Source organism: Halogeometricum borinquense DSM 11551, from assembly GCF_000172995.2.
Classification (GTDB): domain Archaea; phylum Halobacteriota; class Halobacteria; order Halobacteriales; family Haloferacaceae; genus Halogeometricum; species Halogeometricum borinquense.
Map to the genome: position 1 here is coordinate 102640 of NC_014731.1, position 20964 is coordinate 123603.

17 protein-coding genes and 2 pseudogenes are annotated in these 20964 nt (G+C 60.2%); 9 read left to right on the forward strand and 10 right to left on the reverse strand.

Annotated features, from left to right (window positions below; translation table 11 throughout):
• Positions 1–222: 222 nt before the first annotated feature.
• From HBOR_RS16265 to HBOR_RS16275, 3 genes are read left to right on the forward strand one after another with little or no spacing between them, the layout of a single operon-like run.
• Positions 223–1083, forward strand: coding sequence for an ABC transporter permease subunit (locus HBOR_RS16265; RefSeq protein ID WP_006054723.1), 861 nt, complete (start codon positions 223–225; stop codon positions 1081–1083).
• On the forward strand, positions 1083–2015 hold the full coding sequence (locus tag HBOR_RS16270) for an ABC transporter ATP-binding protein (RefSeq protein WP_006054722.1): 933 nt from the start codon (positions 1083–1085) through the stop codon (positions 2013–2015). Before HBOR_RS16265 ends, HBOR_RS16270 begins: the two co-directional genes overlap by 1 nt.
• A complete protein-coding gene (locus HBOR_RS16275; protein ID WP_006054721.1) occupies positions 2012–2875 on the forward strand; it encodes an ABC transporter permease subunit in 864 nt (287 codons plus the stop codon). The genes HBOR_RS16270 and HBOR_RS16275 overlap by 4 nt, the downstream gene beginning before the upstream one ends.
• A 376-nt stretch (positions 2876–3251) precedes the next feature.
• Here the strand turns inward: HBOR_RS16275 and HBOR_RS16280 are convergent, their stop codons facing one another.
• The 3 genes from HBOR_RS16280 to HBOR_RS16290 are packed head-to-tail and all read right to left on the reverse strand — an operon-like array spanning position 3252 to position 4739.
• A complete protein-coding gene (locus tag HBOR_RS16280; protein ID WP_006054720.1) occupies positions 3252–3761 on the reverse strand; it encodes a hypothetical protein in 510 nt (169 codons plus the stop codon).
• On the reverse strand, positions 3758–4354 hold the full coding sequence (locus HBOR_RS16285) for a DUF7437 domain-containing protein (protein ID WP_006054719.1): 597 nt from the start codon (positions 4352–4354) through the stop codon (positions 3758–3760). Before HBOR_RS16285 ends, HBOR_RS16280 begins: the two co-directional genes overlap by 4 nt.
• Positions 4355–4403: 49 nt before the next feature.
• Positions 4404–4739 carry a DUF7558 family protein gene (locus tag HBOR_RS16290; RefSeq protein ID WP_006054718.1) on the reverse strand — a complete coding sequence of 112 codons (336 nt, stop codon included), beginning with the start codon at positions 4737–4739 and terminating at the stop codon, positions 4404–4406.
• A 135-nt stretch (positions 4740–4874) separates the two neighbouring features.
• Between HBOR_RS16290 and HBOR_RS16295 the strand changes: the two genes are divergently transcribed.
• Complete coding sequence (locus HBOR_RS16295) at positions 4875–5465, forward strand: helix-turn-helix domain-containing protein (protein ID WP_006054717.1); 591 nt, start codon at positions 4875–4877, stop codon at positions 5463–5465.
• Positions 5466–5519: 54 nt separating this feature from the next.
• Complete coding sequence (locus HBOR_RS16300; RefSeq protein ID WP_006054716.1) at positions 5520–6359, forward strand: DUF4870 domain-containing protein; 840 nt, start codon at positions 5520–5522, stop codon at positions 6357–6359.
• Between the two features lie 176 nt (positions 6360–6535).
• Here HBOR_RS16300 and HBOR_RS20370 read toward each other — a convergent pair.
• The 4 genes and pseudogenes from HBOR_RS20370 to HBOR_RS16320 all read right to left on the reverse strand — a co-directional run.
• Positions 6536–6754, reverse strand: a pseudogene (locus HBOR_RS20370) (hypothetical protein); the annotation flags it as partial.
• 169 nt (positions 6755–6923) lie between these two features.
• Positions 6924–7202 (reverse strand): annotated as a pseudogene (locus HBOR_RS16310) (hypothetical protein); the annotation flags it as partial.
• Positions 7203–7307: 105 nt separating this feature from the next.
• Positions 7308–9974 (reverse strand): heavy metal translocating P-type ATPase, encoded by a 2667-nt coding sequence (locus tag HBOR_RS16315; RefSeq protein WP_006054713.1) that lies wholly within the window; start codon positions 9972–9974, stop codon positions 7308–7310.
• Between the two features lie 340 nt (positions 9975–10314).
• Positions 10315–11505 (reverse strand): amidohydrolase family protein, encoded by a 1191-nt coding sequence (locus HBOR_RS16320; RefSeq protein WP_006054712.1) that lies wholly within the window; start codon positions 11503–11505, stop codon positions 10315–10317.
• Positions 11506–11906: 401 nt separating this feature from the next.
• On the opposite strand from HBOR_RS16320, the gene HBOR_RS16325 reads away from it, so the two are divergent.
• Genes HBOR_RS16325 through HBOR_RS16335 form a run of 3 tightly spaced genes read left to right on the forward strand, consistent with a single transcriptional unit; the run spans position 11907 to position 14558 of the window.
• Positions 11907–12605 (forward strand): LolA family protein, encoded by a 699-nt coding sequence (locus tag HBOR_RS16325; protein ID WP_006054711.1) that lies wholly within the window; start codon positions 11907–11909, stop codon positions 12603–12605.
• On the forward strand, positions 12602–13516 hold the full coding sequence (locus HBOR_RS16330; protein WP_006054710.1) for a S49 family peptidase: 915 nt from the start codon (positions 12602–12604) through the stop codon (positions 13514–13516). The genes HBOR_RS16325 and HBOR_RS16330 overlap by 4 nt, the downstream gene beginning before the upstream one ends.
• The gene (locus HBOR_RS16335; protein WP_006054709.1) at positions 13503–14558 is read left to right on the forward strand and encodes a DUF4350 domain-containing protein; all 1056 of its coding nucleotides are present in this window, start codon (positions 13503–13505) and stop codon (positions 14556–14558) included. The genes HBOR_RS16330 and HBOR_RS16335 overlap by 14 nt, the downstream gene beginning before the upstream one ends.
• A gap of 121 nt (positions 14559–14679) precedes the next feature.
• Here HBOR_RS16335 and HBOR_RS16340 read toward each other — a convergent pair whose 3' ends face one another.
• From HBOR_RS16340 to HBOR_RS16350, 3 genes are all read right to left on the reverse strand, one after another.
• On the reverse strand, positions 14680–16368 hold the full coding sequence (locus tag HBOR_RS16340; protein WP_244880411.1) for a histidine kinase N-terminal 7TM domain-containing protein: 1689 nt from the start codon (positions 16366–16368) through the stop codon (positions 14680–14682).
• 98 nt (positions 16369–16466) lie between these two features.
• A complete protein-coding gene (locus HBOR_RS16345; protein ID WP_006054706.1) occupies positions 16467–17387 on the reverse strand; it encodes a UbiA family prenyltransferase in 921 nt (306 codons plus the stop codon).
• Between the two features lie 266 nt (positions 17388–17653).
• Positions 17654–18316 carry a helix-turn-helix domain-containing protein gene (locus tag HBOR_RS16350; RefSeq protein ID WP_006054705.1) on the reverse strand — a complete coding sequence of 221 codons (663 nt, stop codon included), beginning with the start codon at positions 18314–18316 and terminating at the stop codon, positions 17654–17656.
• Between the two features lie 138 nt (positions 18317–18454).
• On the opposite strand from HBOR_RS16350, the gene HBOR_RS16355 reads away from it, so the two are divergent.
• Positions 18455–19801, forward strand: coding sequence for a cytochrome P450 (locus HBOR_RS16355; RefSeq protein ID WP_006054704.1), 1347 nt, complete (start codon positions 18455–18457; stop codon positions 19799–19801).
• The last annotated feature ends 1163 nt before the right edge of the window (positions 19802–20964 follow it).

A 20964-nucleotide genomic window follows, 5' to 3' on the forward strand; every position in this document is an offset into this window, starting at 1 on the left:
ACCGACATTGATCCGGTTCACCTCAAGCTGTTGGGTACGCAGGTTCATTTTGAATCACTAAAATTGCGTCACAGGCCTGTTGGGACGCCTGCACCCCTGACTGGCGAAAAACAACTTGTACACCCACTATGACGACCTCTCCTACACCGGTCTCGAAGGCAGGAGCAACACCCACTGCCAGTAAGCAGTAACTGATTTGGCGGTTGTCTGTCTTTTCCAAATATGAACGGTCGGCATACCGCGACCGCCCTCCTGAGCGTCATCCGACTTGAGTTCCGCCGACACCGCCGCTCGCGCGGCACAGTCGGGACGCTCACTGGCCTCGCACTGTTCTGTTCCTTCTGGAGCCTCCATAACCTCTCCATCTCAGCGTATCCGCCGGATGCGTCGCTGGTGAACGACGGCGTGTTCTCCGTCGTCGCCCCCGGTCAGGATCTCCTGTTGCTTGATGTCGCTACTTCAGTCTTCGTCGGCCCGTTGTTGCTCTGTACTGGCGTCCTCCTCGGCGTGGGCACCGTCACGACGCCGCGTGTCGAGGGCACGCTCCGGACGGTCCAGACCTTCCCGTACGGCCGTCGGAGCGTGTTTCTTGGTCTGGTCTTTTCACGGATCGCAGTCGTTGCAGTTGTCATTGCCGTCCTTATGATCTGTACCGTCGTCGTCGCGTCCCTCTCCGGGGTTCGACTCTCTCCGATGGTGGTGTTTGGCTTCGCCGGTCTCCTGACACTCCACGTGGCTGGTGGCGTCGCCGTCGGCGCGATGCTCTCGACGCTCCGGAGCCAGCCCATCGTGGTATATCTGCTCGGAGTTGTCGCTGCCGTCGGCCTGCTGGTCTTCGGTGGTCTTCTCTCCTCGCAGTTCCTGCCGGCCGGTGTAGTCGCACCGCGGACCGCCTTCCACGTCGCACTGGCTGGCCTACACGAGAACTGGACGGCACTCTTCCAGCAGGCGCTGGCAGACACGACGGGTGACATTCGACCGCTGTTCGGCTCCACGGCGGCCGGAATACTCGTGTTGTGTGCATGGGTGCTGGTACCAACAGTGCTCGGCGCAGTCAGTTACGAACGGGGGGACCTCCACTGATGACGGACGCACCCAACCACGGTACACCCGCAGTTGTGACCGATGGATTCACCAAGCGGTTCGGCTCCGTCACAGCCGTCAAGGAGCTCAGAATGACGGTGCCGGCTGGATCGGTGTACGGCCTGCTTGGTCCGAACGGGGCGGGAAAATCGACGACGATCGACGCGCTTGTCGGACTCGTCCACGCCACAGAGGGAACAGTCCGTGTCCTCGGGTTGGACATCCGGACCTCACCGGTCGAGATCCGCCGACGAACCGGTATCCTGCCGGACGGCTTCACCCCGTACGAGCGCCTGACTGGTCGGGAACACCTCGATGCCGCCGCCTGCGCGAACGGCGTGACGGTCGATACGGACGAGGCGCTGGCACGGGTCGGACTCGCCGACGCCGCCGACCGCACCGCTGGCGGCTACTCGCGCGGAATGAGCCAGCGGCTGGGGCTGGCGATGGCGCTCGTCGGCGCGCCTGACCTGCTCGTGCTCGACGAACCGGCGGCTGGACTTGATCCACACGGGATCAAGTTGTTGCGACGCATCATCCGCGAGGAACACGCCCGCGGCGCGACCGTCCTGCTCTCGACACACCAACTTGCACAGGTCGAAGCAGTCTGCGACACGGTCGGAATCATCGACGATGGACAGCTTGTCGCGGAGGACTCCGCAGAGGCCCTCCGGCGCACCGTTGGGACCGAGACGACGCTCCGCATCCGGCTGGCCGGGTCACTCGACCGGGCCAGCGATCTCCTGCATGATCTCGACGGCGTGGCTGGGGTGACGGCCGAAGGCGGCGCGCTCATTGTGCGGTGTGACGCTGAACAAGACACCGCCGGCGTCATCGCCGAACTCGAACGCTCCGACGTGACGCTCGAATCGTACGAGAAATCCCACCCCGGTCTCGAACAGGTGTTCGAGGCCTACACCGACGAACGGTGACGGGCCGTTCGTCGCTTCGTCGGCTAGCGGTTCAGACGGGTCGCGTCGCCCGACAGGAACTCCTGTGGCTCCGGCGTAGCTGGACCGTGCCCGCTGTCGCCGTCCTGTTCACTCTCGCGGTCGTGAGTGTCGTTCGGCGGGCCGACCCGCCCAGTCCGGGTGAACAGCCACTCACGCTCCTTGCGCTGGTCCCCGACGGCGATCCCCTCTCAACGACCGCAGTCGTTCTGTTCACCCTCGCACGCGTACTGACACTCTTCCTCCCGCTCGTCGCCGTGGTGCTCGCGGCTGGAGCGCTCGCCGGCGACGCCGAATCAGGACGGCTCCGGACGCTCCAGACGTTCCCGGTCTCACGTCGCGCGGTTGTCGGTGGGAAACTCCTCGCTCGGTCGGCTGTTGTAGGAAGTGTGGTCGCAGTCGGCCTGGCCGCGGGCGCGTTGGTGTCATGGTTCCGATTCGGCACCGTCGATCCGGTCAGTTACGGCCTGTTCCTCCTCGTCTCTGTGGGACTCTCGCTGTCGCTTACTGGGATTACCGTGGCAGTCTCGACGCTGACTACGGCGCGCTCCCGGGCAATCGCCCTCTCGCTGGGACCGCTTCTCGGCTGCGCGTTCTTCGGAGTTGACCCGGGTGTCCCCACAGTGCTTCGGACTGGACTGCTCGTTCAACCTTACCAGCTCCTCGTTGCGGGGACCCACTCCCAGCTTGTCGCCATCCCGCGGGTGGTGTCGACTAGCTTCCCGCGGACGCAACTCGACGGACTCGCCCTCTCAGACGGAATTTCGCTCTGGGCACTGTGTGCGTGGCCTGTCGTGCTACTCCGGATCTCGGCGGGTCGGTACCGTCGTCGGGACCTGTAGAACCCTTGTGGTCTCCCCAACACGCGGAGCCCGCGTCGAACGACTTGGTCGGTGTTTACAACGACCACTCTACGAATGGTCGGTCGCGAGCGACGCGGAGGGCGGCAGCGGCGAGCGGGGCGGGCCGCTACGGACACACCTGTCCAGCCGGCTACGTCGCTCGGTGAGCCGTCCACCGCCCTGGCGGACTCAGAAAGGGCGAGGCCGCCTCGGTCGTCCCCTGACCTCGCAAGCACCGCAGCCACGGGGGGCGCAGCGGCGTCCTCGTGAGCGCAGCGAACGAGGGCCAGCGAGACTCCGTCTCGCGCGGTCGCGGGACGTCGAGCGGCCGAGGGCTTTCGAGTGTTCTCTTCACCCGAATCAGACTGGCAATCAGTCAGCTGTCACCGCCGATCAGGTCCTCGATGAACCGGAAGCCGTTCACGAACGTCACCGAGTCCCCGTAGCCCTCGCTCGCGAGGACGGTTTCGGCCCCTTCGCCGGCCGCGATATCGGTCGTGTAGATGTACACATCGGTCGCCGTTCCCGCGCTGAGGTGCTGGGCAGCGAGGGCGGCGAGGGCGGCGTCGGCACGCTCGACTTCGTCGGCAGGGCGGTCGTCGGCGTTTGCGATGTACCGCTGGACGCCGTCCATCACTCGCGAGACGACAGGCTCGGAGAACTCGAGCGGCGCCGCAACCGTCGCCCACCCTTCGTCGATCGCAGCGTCGACGGGTGGCGTCTCGACATCGGGCTCGTCGACGGTCAGCTCCTCGTACACTCGTTCGGGCAGGACGAAGGCGATGTCGTTCCGGCGAGCGAACCCCCGAACGGCCTGGTACCGACTGTTCGACGGTTGCCCCATCGCGACGAACAGGCCGGTGTCAGCGATGTGGAGCCGGCTCACGCGTCGTCAGCACCGTCGCCGTCGATGGCCAACTCCTCGAGCCCTGCCCCGGCCTCCTCGATCTCGTAATGTTCGTGGACGACGGGGCGGAGCGCCTGGAGGATCATCTCCGCGGCCAGCGGCGAGATGTCGAGATCTTCCGCCATCAACCGGTGGGTCACCTCGCCGCGATCGCGGGCGACCGCATAGGTGAGCGCCGTCGCGAGGCCGGCGACGCCGTGGCGGTCGATGTAGGTATCGATGTCCGCATTCGTCTCGCGGCGGCCGACGGCGTCGATGAGCGCCGGCGTGATCGTGTACTCACGGTCGCCGGCGGCCGTCGTCACGGTCAGGTCGATCTCCCGGGCGGCGTACCGGCGGGGCTGCTCGTCGTCGGTGACGTCGACGACGCCGGCGTCGACGAGCCGGTTGACGTAGCTGTAGGCCGTCCCCTGGGCGAGCTTAAGGTCGTCCATCACGTTCTGGACGGTTGCCTCGCCCTCCCGAGCAAGGTACGCGTACAGCTGGGCCAGCTGTGGCTCCTCGAGGAGATCGGCGACCGAGAGGAAGTCCTGGACGATGTCGCCGTCGGCGCGGTTTGAAGTGCGTGACACGGGTGTTCTTGATTACAGTTTACAGCGAAACAGTAAAGAGTGTTTGGGGTCACTCTGCCGGCGTCGCGACCAAATGCTCCTCGAGGTCGCGCGTCCAGTACGTCGCGAGCCCGCCCGGACTGCAGCGGGCGCACAGCTGCAACGGGCCTTCCAGATGCCCCAGTTCGACCCGGAACCGGGTCAGTGCCGCAAGTGTGTCGACGACCAGTCCACAGCCGTCACAAGCGACGTGATCGCGCTCGTCGGGATTCGGCTCCCTCTGAATCGCGCAGTCGACGCAGATCGGGTGGGTGACCCGTTCGTCCTGCCACCAGGTATGGGCCTTGCCAGTCTCGGTACCAGGCGGCGCGTCGCAGGACGCACAGCCAGTGAGCATTTGCTGCATCACTCGCCCTCCGCGTCGGCGTCGTGGCCGACCAGACTTTGATAACGAATCCGTTTCATGGCCGTGAAATGGCGGTTCGTGGGGGCAAAAAACCCGTCTCGATTTAATAACCCCCGTCAACAAGGGGGTGGTACCGTGTCCGCGCTTCCGTCATGGATCGATGAACGGATCGATCGGAACCTCGACAACACGCTCTCCCAAGAGCACGTCGTCAAGACGATGATCGAGTCAGATCGACCGTTCTTCTCCCTTCGACAACTGCACGCACGTATCAAGCCCGAAGTGAGCAGGGCAACGGTCCGAAACCGGTTACAGGAGTTACAGACGATTGATGTCGTGGCCACAGAGACGTACCCCGACTCGATCACCCTGTACTACATTAACCATCCAGAATCGGACTGGCCGCTCTCACCGGAGGGAAAACGCGCGCTACACACAGATACCCCGCTGGACCGGCTCTCCACTCGTGCATTCCTCACGCTATCGGACACAGCAGGGATCCGCACGCTCGTGCTCGCTGGACTTCAGTTGAGTTTGGTGCTGTTCGCTCTCGGTGGTGTTCTCACAATCGTCGGTGCTGATGTAAGCAGTACGCAGAGCGATATCGTGCTGTGGGACACCGCAGCTGAGCTGCTGGTGATCAGCCTGGCGTTGCTCCTCGTAGAGCGACTCGCCCGCTGGGTCCGCGACCGATACAGCCCGTTGAACCTCCTCCCATCGACGTAATCTGAAATCACGCAATAACATCGCATCGCCCACCACACGACCCTCCACAGCCCAATGACATCAGCATCCACATCCATCGCACCTGGTCCCGAACTGCTCAACGAACGATCGATCGGCGGCATTCTCGTTCACCTGCTGTCGATCCCAACTGGCGTCGTCGGCGCCGGAATAGTGTATCTCGTCGCGACCAACGAGTTCACCAAACGGAACGCTCGTAACGCACTCGACTGGCATCTTGCCGTGCTAGCACTGACAGTGCTGACGTTCAGCTCCGTATTCACCTTCGCCGAACTCACCGGACAGGGCATCACCAACGGGATTACGCTTTCCGAACCCATCGCCGCCGGGGGGAGTTTCGTCATCTCGGCGTTGTTCCTCGTCTGGATGATCATCACGACCTGTACGTTCCTTGTCGGATTCATCGCGACGGGCAAAGCAATATTCGGTGACGCGTGGCGATATCCGCTGACGCCGGCGCTCGTCGAGCGGTTCAGCTCACAGGTCGAACTCCCCGGTGGATGGCCAATCGTCATCGTCGGGTACGTGGTGTTCGCGCCGCTCGTCATCGGGGGAGTCTTTCTCGGGCCACATGAGGGAGCGGCCTTCTTCGCAACTGTATTCGGCTTGTTCGGTCTCATCTTGGTACTCACACCGCTGACCGGTGTTGCGATGTATCTTCACGCAAAACGCGCGAGCCAGACAGATACGGCTTGGGAGCCGCATACCGCCGCGTACATTGGGGCGCCTGTTCTCGTCGCTGTCCTCGCATACGCTCTCTCTGGGGCGTTTACTGACTCGATCAACCCTGGTGGCGACGCGATGTATGTCTTCCTCGCCGCGTTCTGGGTTACCTCAATCGCGTACGTGGTTCGGTGGAGAACGGCGTTGAGCTGACAGAGTGGAGGTATACACCATTCATGCTGTTTGCTATACACAGCGACAACGGACTCGACACGAAGCCTATGACATAGGGAGAACATGTCGAGAGGTGGCCAGAAATTCAGTCGTCGACTCAATGGCTCGCTGACCAGGCGTTGAGCCGTCGTGTCGTCGACATCCGCCGTGTCAACGCCAGCGGCGTCCCCCTCGTACTCGTACTGCGAGAGCCCGTCGGCGATTGTGGCATCGAACCCACCGACCTCCGTGTGTTTCGTCGAGCCGTCGAAAACGCTTGCTGGGACGGACCCGACGGCCGACCGAATCGACGCCAGCGCATCGTCCGGAAACGCCTCGGACGTGGTTTGGGTACGGCGCTCGCTCAGTTTGGTGACCTCCTCGACGACGACTATACTCGCTCTCGAAGAGTAGCGGCCCGATAAAACCCGTCGCGACCGCCGTTCGAGCCGACCGGTCGCCAGGATTCATTCACTCGAGGAGTAGGGCGAGGGAGTGGATCCAGTCCCAGTGTTAACCAACACAGTGTCGGTATCGGTTCGGAATGTTGGTTAAGCATAGCCGCTACGGCGTTCGGAGCTCTCGAACTGGCTTCACGACGAAGGTGCCTGGCTCGCTGGCTGCTCCCTCACCTGACCGCTCCGCCGGCGTCGAAGGCGACCGCGTGAGCTGGGTGATGAACTCGTCGCGAACGGTTCGTCGGGGAACGGTGGTCTCGTGCCAGCCCAGCCGGTCGTCGAAGTGCCGCTTCTGGAACTGCTCGCCGACGTCGTCGCGGGCGACGTACTGCGTCCGCGTCGACCGCCCGACCTGCCGTGAGACGAAGAAGCCGCCAACGGTCTGAACGGAACGCCGACTCGCACGGAACGCGCGGTGCTGCACGCCGGACAGCGAGTTACTCACGGCGAGAGAAACGAGTAAGGCATCCGCCGACCGCCGAGCGCGGCCTTATCGGCGGAAGCGTCCGAACAGTTCGTAGTCGTGGTCGGGCGTGTACTGTCGGAACAGCAGACTGTTCGTGAGCACCGATACCGACGAGAACGCCATCGCTCCGGCCGCGAGGACAGGTTGGAGCAGGCCAATCGAGGCGAGCGGAATCATCGCCGTATTGTAGCCGAGCGCCCAGAACAGGTTCTGCTTGATCTTCGCAAGCGTCCCCTCGGAGATGCGGATGGCTTTTACGATGTCGAGCGGGTCGTCGCGCATCAGCGTCACGTCGGCCGCCTCGATAGCGACATCCGTCCCGCTTCCGATAGCGCACCCGACGTACGCGACGGCGAGCGCGGGGGCGTCGTTGACACCGTCACCGACCATCATCGCCTTGCGCCCGTCGGCTTGGATGTCCTCGACAGCGTCGGATTTATCCTCTGGGAGAACCTCCGCGCGGACGTTCTCGGGGTCGATGCCGACCTGTTCGGCGACGGCGCGAGCGGTTCGGGAATTGTCGCCGGTAATCATCATTACCTCCGCACCGCGGTCGCGGAGAGTCGAAACGGCGTCCTTTGCGCTCTCTTTGACCGTATCCGCGTCAGCGACGACACCGAGAAGTTCGCCCGCTCGCGGCGTTTCGGCGCTCGCATCGCGGTTCGCGCTCCGCTCCGAACCGCGCACACGAGCGACGAGCATCGCCGTCTTCCCCTCGCTCTCCAGTCGCTCCATCGTCTCAGCGGCCGGTTCGGGGTCGATTCCCGCATCGCGCAGGAGTTTGCGGTTCCCGACCAGCACGTCAGTTCCCTCGACGGTAGCGCGAACACCCTGACCCGGCACGTTTTCGAAGGACGTGGCGTCCGGAACGGCAAGTCCACGTTCCTGTGCGCCTTCGACGATAGCGCGGGCGAGCGGATGTTCACTGCCGGACTCGGCGGCCGCCGCGAGTCGAAGTACTTCATCTTCGCGGGGGCGTTCACGGGCGGTGATCGCGCCGCCGTCGGATGCGAGGTCCGACGGGGAGTGCGAACCGCCATCGGTGAGGGCAGTCCCGCTATCCCCGAACGCGACGACATCTGTGAGGCTCATCTCGCCTTTGGTGAGCGTCCCCGTCTTGTCGAACACGACCGTATCCACGTCCTTCGCGCGTTCGAGTACGTCACCGCCTTTGAACAGGACGCCGTTCTGCGCGCCGATAGTCGTCCCGACCATCGTCGCCGCGGGCGTTGCTAATCCGAGTGCGCAGGGACAGGCGATGAGGACCGACGAGGCGAAGACGACGACGGCGAACTCGAACGCCGAGAGGGCCGCCGGGCCACCGCCGACCAGTCCCCACAGGGGGAGCGACCCGACGAATTCGGCGAGCGTCACGGGGAAGAAGTACCAGACGACGCCCCAAAACAGGGCGTTCAGGATGACCGCAGGGACGAAGTACGCCGAGATTCGGTCGGCGAGGTTCTGGATGTCAGGTTGCCGCGACTGCGCCTCCTTAACCGTCTGCACGATTTGCTGGAGAGCGGTGTCCTCGCCGACGTTCGTCGCCTCGACGACGAGAACGCCGTTTTCGTTGATAGTCGCGCCGACGACTTCGTCGCCCTCGGTCTTCTCGACCGGGACGGACTCTCCGGTGACCATCGACTCGTCAACCGCGCTCTGGCCGTCTACGACGACGCCGTCGGTCGGGATCTGTTCGCCGGGTCGAACCTTCATCCAGTCGCCGACTTCCACGTCCTCGATAGGGACTTCGCGTTCGGTCCCGTCATCAGCAACGAGCGTCGCGGTGTCGGCTTCCATCTCCAGCAGCGTCCGGAGCGCTTCGCTGGCCTGTCCCTTCGACCGCGCTTCGAGATAGTTCCCCAGCGTGATGAACACGAGGATAAGGGCGGCCGTATCGAAGTACAGACCCTCACTAGCGAGGAGGTCGAAGAGAACGACAACTGAATAGATGTACGCGGTGGACGAACCTAACGCGATGAGCACGTCCATGTTCGCCGTCCGGTTCTTGACGAGCGCCTTGTACGCGTTCCGGTAGAACGGCCATCCGAGGATACCCTGTACGGGCGTCGCTAATGCGAACTCGACCCACCCGAACTGGACGCCGAACACCTCCTCGGGGAGCGTACCACCGAGGATGAGTTTGTCAACGAGGAAGAACAGAAGCGGCACAGAGAGTGCCGCGCCGAACAGCGTGAGGCGGAGTTGCTTGCGAATCTCCGACTTCCGTGCGGCGTCGCGGCGGTCTTCTGCCGACTCCTCGCCGCCCTCATTCTCACGGACGGGCGAGTAACCCGCGTCCTCGATAGCGCTGTAGAAGTCCGGGCGCGACGCTTCGGCCGGGTTGTACGTAACCTGCGCTTCGTCGGTTGCGAAGTTCACGTCCGCCGAGACGACACCCGGCGTCGATTCGAGTGCCTCCTGTACCGTCTCCGAACAGTTCGCACACGACATGTCGGTAATACCGATTGTCGTCGTCTCCGCCACCGGCGAGTATCCTGCATCGTCGATGGCGTCGTAGACGGCCCCCAACGAAACCTGCTCGGGATCGTACTCGACGGTTCCCTCGTCAGTGGCGAAGTTCACATTCGCCTCCGACACGCCGTCTACGGATTCGACGGCGTCGGCGACTGTCTGCGAACAGTTCGCGCAACTCATCCCCTGTATATCGATCCGACTTCGGCGCCGATTCATATCTCTAGATACGTCGGCCTTATTCAACCGACTTTCCCTTTTGAATACACAACTATCGGGGGAAGACAACATTAGAATTCAAAGTGAGTTCGAGATCCACGATGGTTATCCGGTCATTTGGTGAGACGCAGTCAGGACTCACTACCAAACGAGTACAGATCACGGAGTGAGACTGCCGTTTCGTCTTTCCGGTCGTCGTTTCGATATGATACCGATCTGTAAGCAGAAATCGGGATAAGGCAGATGAGTGAACTGATCAGGGGGTGTGTTGTCACAGCAAAGATGAGACACGTCGAGAGATGGGAAAACAGGCGGAGCGTTTACGACGAGCGTCGTGAACTCACCACTGCCATTCCTCGCGTGGATCAACGGCGTCCTCGGCGCGGTCGAAAACGTGTTCGCCGTCCACGAAGACGTGCTGTGCGCTGGTGTCGAACTGGTAGAACGGGCCGTCCCAGACGACGATATCGGCATCGGTCCCCTCCGCGAGCGTTCCGACACGGTCCTCGATGCCGAGGATTTCGGCGGGGTTGCGCGTCACCACGTCGAGTGCGGCCGCTTCAGGGAGTCCCTCGCGGACGGCGAGTCCGACACACACGTCGAGGTGCCGCTGTGGGAGGACCGGGGCGTCAGTCTGGATAGCGACGTTCACGCCAGCCTCGTGGAGGATACCGGGCGTTTCGAACGTGATGTTTCGCAGTTCGTACTTTGCGCCGGAGTACAGCGACGGTCCGCACACAGCCGGAATGTCACGCTCGACAAACTCCTCGGCGATAAGATGTCCCTCCGTCGCGTGTTCGATAGAGATGTTATCGATACCGAACTCCTCGGCGATGCGAAAGACAGTCATGATGTCGTCCGCGCGGTGGGCGTGGACGCGCAGCGGTAAATCGCCCTCTACGACACGGGCGAGGTTCTCCAAACCGAGGTCACGGTCGAACGGTTCGCCGTCCTCGACGGCCTTCTCACGTTTCGCAACGTAATCTTCGGCGTCCATCAACGCCTGTCGAAGCGTCGCCGCGACACCCGGACGGGTTGCAGGCTGTCGATCCTTCTGTTCACCATGGAACCGCTTCGGATTCTCCCCCATCGCAGCCTTCATGCCGTCTTCGCGGACGAGCATCCGGTCGGCCACGTCACCGTACGTTTTCATCGAACAGATGACGCCGCCGACGACATTCCCCGACCCCATCCGTGCGGAGACGGTAGTAACGCCGTTTTGGAAGGCGTACTTCAGTTCCTCGTCGCGCGGATGGAACCCGTCTAAGGCGTTCACGTGCGGCGTTACCGGATCCGTGCCCTCGTTTATGTCACCGTCCTCGGGTTCACCCCACTCCGCCATCCCGGCGTGACTGTGCGCATCTACGAGTCCGGGTGTTACGGGCGCGCCGTCTACGTCTATCTCGGTCGCTTCCGGTGGCGCATCAACGTCACCAACGGCCACGATTTTTCCGTCTTGAATAGACAGGTCACCCTCGACGGTGCCGCGGTCCGTCGCCGTGTGGAGCGTGGCATTGCGAATAACGTACATATCAACTTGTCAAAGGTCATCATACAATATGTTTCGGTTCGAAAACAGTACTGCCGCATCGACTCGAACGCAGAGACGGCCGCACAAAGCAGAGTGGTTGTAACTTGCAACTGCAACGAGACACCCGCCGAATCGGAACACGCAGATCCGTGTTAACTGACGGCGTGATAGGCAGATCCTACACGCTTCGGTTCCGAGTACATTCTGACGGTGGGATACTTTGACCAAATTTAGAGGACAAAGCTATCCAGTCGGGCGATTTTAACCGAATCGTTTGGAATAAAATTTGGGTGAACATGGCAATCCCCTCAGGGAGGTAGACGAGTCCAATTATCGTATCCGAATTTGTAGTGTTTTTCTACAAACAGTATTAAACGGGGTGGGTGTCAATTCTCTAAGGAATGCCCCGTAAACAACACAGAAGGCGAATAGCCCTCACCGCCGGACTCGTCGGACTCATCCTGCTCGCAGGATGTCTCTCCGTTCCCGGTAGTTCGATATCTAACGCCGAGTCAGTCGGCGATCAAGTCCAAGCGCGTTACGACGCGATCGACCGATACGAAGCGACGGTGACGAAGACAGTACAGACCACCAGTGACACATCGTCTGTTCGGGCAACTGTGTCCGTCGATACGGCCGAATCTGCGCGTATCGAGTACCACACCGGCCCCCGTGCCGGAACAGTGGCGAACATCGACCTCTCGTCGGCGTCGCCCGCGCGCCCGTCACTCTCGACAAGCGTTCAGTCCGCAACAGATGGACAGGTGCCGACGTACGGCGCACTTGCCTCGGAACTCGTCCGAAGTAACAACGTGACTGTCGAACGGACCACCGTCCTCGACGGCCGACAAACCGCTGTCGTCTCACTAGTTCCGAACGCTGACGAGACGAACGGAACGGCTGTAAGCGTCGAGCGTCGCGTCTGGGTGGACACAGAGCGACTGATTCCGCTCCGCATCGAGACGACGTGGACCGGTGAAAGCGGAGAGACTGTCACCGAGACAGTTCGATACACCAACGTCACGCTCAGCGAAGAGCGAGAAAACACCTCGAACTCGCAGGTTGAAGCGTCGCCGCGTGCCGGAGGTGTCAGTGCATGAGTCGGAAGTCGTTCTCGAACTTCGGCCGAGTACTCCTCGTCGTCGGTGTCATCGGTCTCCTCGTCGGTGCGGCCGTCGCCCCAAACGTCTGGGAGCGAGCGACCGGACCTGACGGCACAGTTGCCGTCGTCGAGATGCACGGTACCATCACCGGTGACAGTGCGACAGAAGTAATCGACAATCTTCGAGAAGCACGACAGAACGATTCCATCAGGGCAGTCGTCCTCGACATCAACAGTCCCGGTGGTGCCGCCTCGGCGAGTGAGCAACTCTACCTCGCAGTCAAGCGCACCCAACAGGAGATGCCAGTCGTGGTCAGTGTGACCGGAATGGCTGCCTCCGGTGGCTACTACATGACCGCACCGGCAGACGAAGTCTACGTGACGCCTGCAAGTACTGTCGGGAGCGTCGGCGTCCGTGCCGTCGTTCCGGGCAGTCAGGCCCCTTCGGGTGAAATCCTCACGGGTCCCGACAAAGGTTCAACGTCAACGAACGCTGAAGTCCGACGCCGCGTCGAAGCACTTCGCCGCGCGTTCGTCGGATCCGTGATGGAAGAACGCAGTGAATCGCTCAAACTTACCGAAGAAGAGCTCTCCTACGCGAAAGTGTACTCGGGCGCTCGCGGGGTCAAACTGGGCCTCGCTGACTCCATCGGCGGCATCGATACGGCCATTCAGGGCGCTGCCGACCGTGCCGGACTCTCGGACTACGCAATCGTTCGCATGGAGTCACCGAAGCAGAACCCGCTCAGTCAACTCGGGTTCAGTGCCAACGGACAGGCCGCGTCTGCCGCAGCGGCAAACACGCAAACCACGTTCGACTACCAAGGCGTGGACACGGTGCAGTATCTAATGCTCCACGGGTCGATTGGAGCCCCTTCACAGGAGGTGAAAGCCAATGAAAGCCAGTGATATTCTCAGTGTCGTCGTCACATTCGCTCTCGCAGTACTGCTTGTCGTCGGCGCAACCGCCGGTGCTGGTGTCGTCCTCGGCGACGGTCAATCACCGACGACGGCACAGCCCAGTGCGCCCGCGTACAAGACTGGAGCGCTGCTTCCCAACCCGGTCTCCGAAGACGGAGCGATCACCAGCCCCGAAGCGGAGACGAAAAACACCGTCGTCGTCGATATGAGTCACGGCAACGACGTGAGCAGAGCTGATATGCAACCGCTCGTGGACGCACTCGTCAGTTCCGGTCACGAGGTTCGGTTCTTCTCGGGAGGGTCGTCCGGGTACGGCCTCGCCAGTAGCTCCGGATCCTCACCGCTAAACAAGACGCTCCGCAACGCGGATGCGTTCATTGTCGCCAATCCGGCGTCCTCGTACAACAACAAGGAAGTCAACGGTATCGAAGCGTTCGCGGATGCGGGAGGCCGCGTCCTCATCCTCGCTGATACGGCGACCCAAGCGTCGTCGTCCTCTCCGTCGATTATTCCCGGCATCTCGTCTGGCGGGTCCATCTCAGCAACCGGTCAGCCGACGAACGTGGCCGGTCGGTTCGGAATCACGTTCGGGTCCGGATACCTCTACGACATGACGGACAACGCGAACAACTTCCAGTACATCTATGGCTCCGCGGCCGGTGACAACGCTGTCTCCACCGGAGCCAATCAGACGGTGTTCCGCAAGGCAGTCCCCGTCGTGACGGGCGGCGAGGCGACTCCGGTATTGACGAGCGAAGACGTACGACTGTCCTCGACGCGCAAGGGCGGCAATTACGCTGTCGCAGTCCGTGACGGTAGCGTCCTCGCCGTCGGCGACACGTGGTTCCTCTCTCCGGAAGCCGCGACGCTAGCGGATAACGAACAGCTCGTCAGTAACGTCGCGTCGTTCCTTGTCACCGGCGACAAGGAACCCGGCGCACCGAAGAAAGCATCGCCCTCAACGCCGTCGTTCGGCGGTAGCTCACCCGTTTCGTCGTCCGGAACTGGGTCTACGAACGCGAGCGCATAACGTCGCTCACTACGGCTGAGACACGACGCGCTCGGGCGACCGTCGTCCGAGCGTTCGTCCCGACCGGATCTGAAAGGTAACCGCAGATCACCGGTTGAACACGGCGGCAGGACTGAGCGCGTCAGTCTCTGTCGCCGTCACGCGAGAGAATTGGAACGTCAACGGTGACGACAGAACCGGTTGGGTTGTTTTCGCTAAAGGAGATATTGCCACCAGCAATCTCTGTTCCCCACTTAGCTATCCAGAGACCCAGTCCGCTCCCGTGTTTCAACGCGGTTTCGCTACCGTCCTCCAGCACGTTCAGTTCGTACGTGTCGATCCCCGGCCCGTTGTCTACGACACTGATATGAACTCGCTGGTCCGCCTCTCGGACCCGAACCCAGACGTGTGGGTCGTCGCTGGTGTTGTGCTCAACCGCGTTTTCGACAACGTTCGAGAGAACGGTTCTGAGCGACCAAGCAACAGTAACGTCGTCGCCGAGCGGGTCATACTCGAAAGTGACTTCCGGATGCTCTCGACGTGCAGAGTCGAGACACTGTTGCAAGAGTGCGCTAAGCGGCCGCGAATCGTGTCCCTCTCGTCCACCGTTGAACAACTGGATGGCCTCTCGACCTTTTCTTCCCATCTCCTCGATTCGTAACGCCCGTCGTTTGACGGTTTGTGCGTCCTCGTCGTCCGCAAACCGGTCAACGTAGCCGTGTATGATGTTCGTCTCGGTGCGGATGTTGTGTCGGAGAATTCGATTCAGCACTTCCAATCGCTGCTGCTGACGGAGGTGCCGACTGATGTCGTGGAACGTGATGACCCGACCGATAGATTTCCCCCGGACGTTGCTAATCGGAGTTACCGTCACGTCGTACGGGTGTTCTCCCGTTTCGTCATTGATTGTGAGATGGCCGGAGAGTGCCCCTTCACAGGGGAGACGGTCGTACCCGGGAACGATTTCGTCGGCGGGCGCTCCGAGAATATCCTGCTCGTCCATCCCGAAGATATCCTCGCAACTGTCGTTTGTATCGACGATGTGGTCGTTCGTATCCACGACAATCGCTCCTGCCTGCATCCGGTCGAATATCAACTGCCGGGCGCGTACTTTCGGTGCCGGGTTCGTTCCGAAGAGTCGGTACCGACTGATCGCACTCAGATACGCGACGCCGGAGATCGAAAACGAAATCGGCGTCGGATCGATGCCGGTAGGCATGAAAAAATCAGTGAGAAAAAGCGCGTTCGTGAGCCACGGAGCTAACAGCCCCACAAGGAGCGCCACGCCCTGACTACGAAACGTCGCCGCATCACTCGTAAGCAGTTCAAGAACGGCGAGCATCCCCGTTCCACCGAGGAGATAGGTATACCCAGTGATCACACGGTACCAGACCCCGCCGTGGTGAACGATCATGACACCATCCGGACCAACGCCACCTGGTCGAACGTACAGCAGATTGTGATACTGTGCAGTCACGACAAGTAGAATCGTGACTAGCGGGACGGCCGAGAGAGCAATCACAGACCGCAAATGGATATACTCGTCGTGTCCGGTGTACTCTAACGAAAACAAGAGCCACGCGACAGGAATCGTGACGACACCAACCCACGCGAGGTCTGCCCAGAGGAGTTTCGAACTCACCGTTGGTGCCCGCAGTCGGAAGATGAGACAGGCAGACCACCAGCTCTGTCCGAGGAGTAACGCGACAAGCGGGGTCGCCCCCGGTTCCGGTCGCTGTCGCCAAGCAAGTATAGCGGCCGCTGTACCGACGGCCACGGAGACGAACAGCATCGGAATGAGAGAGATCACAACGCCACCAGTGGGTGGCACAACACAGTCACCACATATGAAATATCCGCTAAACGCTTTCAGAAAGGACCAAAATGAGCTGCGGAAATCGAACGACGAAAGAGGTTCGGAAGGTGAAATTAGATTCCGGCAGCAGTCAGACAGAGAACGATAGCGACAACGACGAGGTGCTTAGCCTCACCGGCGATAGAAAGTCGGCCATATCGCTCCGTTCTGCCGATGAAAGCAGCCAAGATGAGCGCATAGCCGAGTCCAACGAGGATGCCCACTGTGAGCGCGATAGAGAGTAACCCGGCGAGGAATGCGGTGACAAGGAATCCGATAAGACAGAGGTCAAGAGCGTACAGTATCTGTCGCGTCCGCCTAACACCGAAAACGACTGGCAACGTCGAGACACCGATTTCTGCGTCTCCTTTCCTGTCGCGGACGTTTGGGATCTCAGTATTGACAAACGTATCGACAAAGAAGTAAATAAACACGACGGCGGTCGTCGGGGTGAGCGCCGCGTCCGCGAAGGCAACGGGGAGAAGGACGACCGCAATCGCCCACGCGCCAGCGACGATGGCGGAGTTAACGACGAGAATATCCTTCAGCCGTTTAAACTGTCCCCCGACCGACGGAAGCCAATCAGAGGCGTAGAGCACCCAGAATGCTCCAGGGAGAAGAGTGATTGCGAGTGCCAACGGTCCACCCGTGATGGCGATAGCAACCGCTAACCCGTACGATACTGCCGTGAGGACGGAGAGGATAGACGCGTGCCGTCCCACAAAAGCGGATTGCTCGGGAGTCGTCATCTCGTCTGAATCTCGGTCAGCAATCCGGTCCCCGACGTAAACGGAGAAGGTGACGAGTCCGACGACGAACGGTGCGGGACTCGGGGGGAGCGACAGCGCGAACATCGCGGTTGCAACCTCAACCATTGCGATGAAGACGAGATATATCGAACTATACACCAATGCGTCCGTTGCCTGCCGAGCAGTGGTCAGTGCAGACCGAAAAAGCGTGCTGGACAACGATTCGTCGTCCGCGTATGCGGACATTTTTCTTATTCCATTTGACATACTGTGTCCTGACGACAGTCAGACGGGACATCCCGCCCAGTGTCCGTCACGTGAAGCTATGAGACGTACCGTTAATTACATGGGAGACTCTATCGATGTTTTTTCGGCTTAATCGGGTGTTTAGGACTCAAAAAGGCGATATTGAAAGCAAACCGCGGGGGTGATAGCCAAAATTTCCGAAGTAGAACTGGACGCCGTCGTGTTCGTGACAGGACCGTTGTGCTGAGATGTCTGTGAGCGAAAACTCAGATCGGGTCGACAGTCGCCGTAACTATCTTAGACTCGATACGCTGGAGATGCTCGCTCACGGTGCCCGTCGAGACATCGAGTTTTGTTGCGAGGTCCTGGTGCGTCGTCTGCCGCGGAATCTCATAGTAGCCCTCTCGGACAGCAAGATCGAATATCTCCAGTTGGCGGTCGGTGAGTAGTCCAGACAGCTTTCCAGTGTCCGGTTCATACTCACCCATTCGTTCGAGGGTGAAGTCAACGGCCGTCGGAAGGTCCGCCACCGCGTCCTGAATGGCGCTACTCGTTCCGACCACAGTCACCTTCACGCCACGGCTTTCGTCGTCGAAGGAGTACATCGGCCAATCGACGACGATTTCGTGGTCGTGGAGGAGATTGAGCAGGTCGTTCACCAGACCGGCGGTTCGGCACTGAATGTAGGCGACGCCGCGACCCTCGGTCCCCGTGATATCGTATTCGAGTGCGTCGGGAGAGTCATCAAGCAACTCCTCCGCGCGCTCGATATCTCCCCTGAGTTCGAGCAGTTCGACGTACCGTCCCTTAGGACCGGGGCTGACGTACTCGATAGCCTCGACTGTCACGCTGTCATCGCGTGCAAACTTGTCTTCGAGGGGGTGCAACTGGCAGTCGGTCCACGTCAGAGTCAGTGTCGCGTATCTCATCGTGGTAGGGTGCGTCCGACGCCGCTCGGCATCGCCAACGCCTCCATCTCGTTGACCGGTGTTATCCCCGGGTGTATTTAAAGTCACCTAGGATAGTCGGAGATAGAAGCAGGGGGGAGGCGCTCGAATAGACAAATGATGAGTAGCGATACGCCACCCGTGACGGACGAAATGCCGCCGGGGCCCGATGGGCTTCCGGTTGTCGGTAACTACCCGTCGTACATCCGCGAACCATTCGAGTTCATGACGCGAAACGCCCGCGAATACGGCGACATCGTGGGGTGGGAAGAACGAAACGGTCCCGTCTATCAACTGAATCACCCCGACCACATCGAGCAGGTGCTCGTCCAGAACAACCAGAACTACGTGAAGGGCGACGCCTTCCAGAGCACCCTCGGCCCGATTACGGGGAGCGGGATCCTGAACAGCGAGGGCGCTATCTGGCGTCGGAACCGTCACCTGATCCAGCCCGCGTTCCACCCGAACCGGATCGAGGAGTACTCCGAGATGATGACGGGGTACACAGAAGAGATGCTGGAGACGTGGTCCGACGGCGAAACGCGCGAGATTCACGAGGACATGATGACGGTGACGCTGAAAATCGTCTCGCGGGCGCTGTTCGGTGTCGATATCGACGACCACGTCGAGGATATCGGCGAGGCGCTCGAATCGTTCATGGAGGCCTCCGAGAGTCTGTCTCACTACGTCCTTCCCGAAGAGATCCCCACGCCGTCGCGCAAGCAGATTCAGGGCGCACGCGAGCAACTCGATGACGTAGTGTACGAACTCATCGAGGACCGGCGCGCGAATCCGGGCGAGCAAGACGTTATCTCGATGCTGTTGGACGTGACCGACGACGACGGCAATACGCTCTCGACCGAGCAGATCCGCGACGAAGTCGTGACGCTGCTCTTGGCCGGACACGAGACGACGGCGCTTTCGCTGTCGTTCACCGCCTACGCACTCGCCCGCCATCCGGAAGCGGAAGCGAAGTTGGTCGAAGAGTTAGACGAAGTCCTCGACGGCCGGACGCCGACGATGTCGGACCTCTCGGAGTTGACCTACACCGAGCAGGTCGTCAAAGAGTCGATGCGCCTCTATCCGCCGGTTCCGGGTATCGTCCGCGAACCCGTAAAGCCCGATATCATCGGTGGGTACGAGATCCCTGCCGGTGCAACAGTTCGAATGCACCAATGGGTTGTCCACCGCGACGAGCGGTGGTACGACGACCCGCTGGCGTTCGAGCCCGAACGCTGGACGGACGACCTCGAGCAGTCGATTCCGAAACTGGCGTACTTCCCGTTCGCCGCCGGACCGCGCCGGTGTATCGGTGACCGGTTCGCCATGCTCGAAGCCCGGCTTCTCCTGGCGACTATCTACCAGAAGTACCACCTCGAGCTGACTCCCGGAACCGAACTCGACTTGATGGCGACGGTGACCGCACGGCCGAAGAGCGAAATCGAGATGACCGTCGAACGGCGGTAACGACGGCGACAGAGAGGATACACCGCACGGGTATCCTCACTCTCCGCGTTCGATATCGCTAGGGACTCAGACGCACCAACTCCCTTTCAGAATCGTTATTCAAAAGCCGGACCTCTCGGATTTACTCACTGTTGATTCGAGAGAGATCACTGTTGCCGCTCTCTTGTACGGGAATATGACAAAAACACCCGCTATTTAGCGGGTGCCATTATAACCGGGCGATGAGGTTAGATGAAAGTAATTGAATCACTCAGAGACAGGTAATAGCAGATATGAGGGGCCGATCTGGTCGAATCGAATCGCAGTAACCAGATCCCATCCTATTACCAGCATTCACATACAATGTGCGGTAAATATCGTTTTTCTAAATAGAGTTTTAAATTCGGTTTTGAGTAACAATGTCTATAGAACAGGTAGATAATCAGAATAGGAAATTTCAGGGAGAGAGAACGTATAATCGCTTTTGTTTTTATCTATCCATACTGCAATCATGAAAACAGAGCTGAGACATCGATAGATACCCAGATATTCGACACTTCAAAGACGCCCGAGGGTGTGGAGTTACAAATCTATTATTGTAATATACATCTTCTGACAGTCTCAGAAGAGATGACAAATATATCTACTTTCGGTGGAGAGTACAGTAGATCCTGGAGAACGTCCACCATGACCAAAAGTCCGCACTGAGAGTCTTTCAGACTGAAAATAAGACCCCAGATTGTAAAAAACAACATGTGAATGTCAATGATAATCTCTGAAGGATAGATTAGATTACCCACACGAAATTCTGTTTAACACAATATTATAGAAAGATCATGATAGTTTTAGACGGTAGAGATTCGACAATCGTCGTAGTAGAATTCAAGTATTGTCGTACAATAGCGGTAAATGATGAAATCAAAATGTCCGAGTTGTGATGGAACCGTCACGCGTACACATCCCGGTACGGTCGTCTGCAAGAGATGCGGCTACGCACCCGATCACGGGGCAGATTAGCGAGACGAGGGCGAGACAACGCTAAAATGGAATCCAGAGAGACAGAATAGTTGGTAAGATAGAAGAGTACATTAGAAGCCTATTTGCCGGTTCTCTCACGCTCTAAAGCGAGAATAGGGACAAGCAAATGCGGACAGCAGAACCTCGTGGCGAAATAGCCGAGCATT

Coding starts and splice junctions, on each gene's coding strand:
- HBOR_RS16265 (WP_006054723.1), top strand. CDS start 223: ATGAACGGTCGGCATACCGCGACCGCCCTCCTGAGCGTCATCCGACTT.
- HBOR_RS16270 (WP_006054722.1), top strand. CDS start 1,083: ATGACGGACGCACCCAACCACGGTACACCCGCAGTTGTGACCGATGGA.
- HBOR_RS16290 (WP_006054718.1), bottom strand. CDS start 4,739: ATGCAGCAAATGCTCACTGGCTGTGCGTCCTGCGACGCGCCGCCTGGT.
- HBOR_RS16300 (WP_006054716.1), top strand. CDS start 5,520: ATGACATCAGCATCCACATCCATCGCACCTGGTCCCGAACTGCTCAAC.
- HBOR_RS16315 (WP_006054713.1), bottom strand. CDS start 9,974: ATGAATCGGCGCCGAAGTCGGATCGATATACAGGGGATGAGTTGCGCG.
- HBOR_RS16320 (WP_006054712.1), bottom strand. CDS start 11,505: ATGTACGTTATTCGCAATGCCACGCTCCACACGGCGACGGACCGCGGC.
- HBOR_RS16325 (WP_006054711.1), top strand. CDS start 11,907: ATGCCCCGTAAACAACACAGAAGGCGAATAGCCCTCACCGCCGGACTC.
- HBOR_RS16330 (WP_006054710.1), top strand. CDS start 12,602: ATGAGTCGGAAGTCGTTCTCGAACTTCGGCCGAGTACTCCTCGTCGTC.
- HBOR_RS16335 (WP_006054709.1), top strand. CDS start 13,503: ATGAAAGCCAGTGATATTCTCAGTGTCGTCGTCACATTCGCTCTCGCA.
- HBOR_RS16345 (WP_006054706.1), bottom strand. CDS start 17,387: ATGTCCGCATACGCGGACGACGAATCGTTGTCCAGCACGCTTTTTCGG.
- HBOR_RS16350 (WP_006054705.1), bottom strand. CDS start 18,316: ATGAGATACGCGACACTGACTCTGACGTGGACCGACTGCCAGTTGCAC.
- HBOR_RS16355 (WP_006054704.1), top strand. CDS start 18,455: ATGAGTAGCGATACGCCACCCGTGACGGACGAAATGCCGCCGGGGCCC.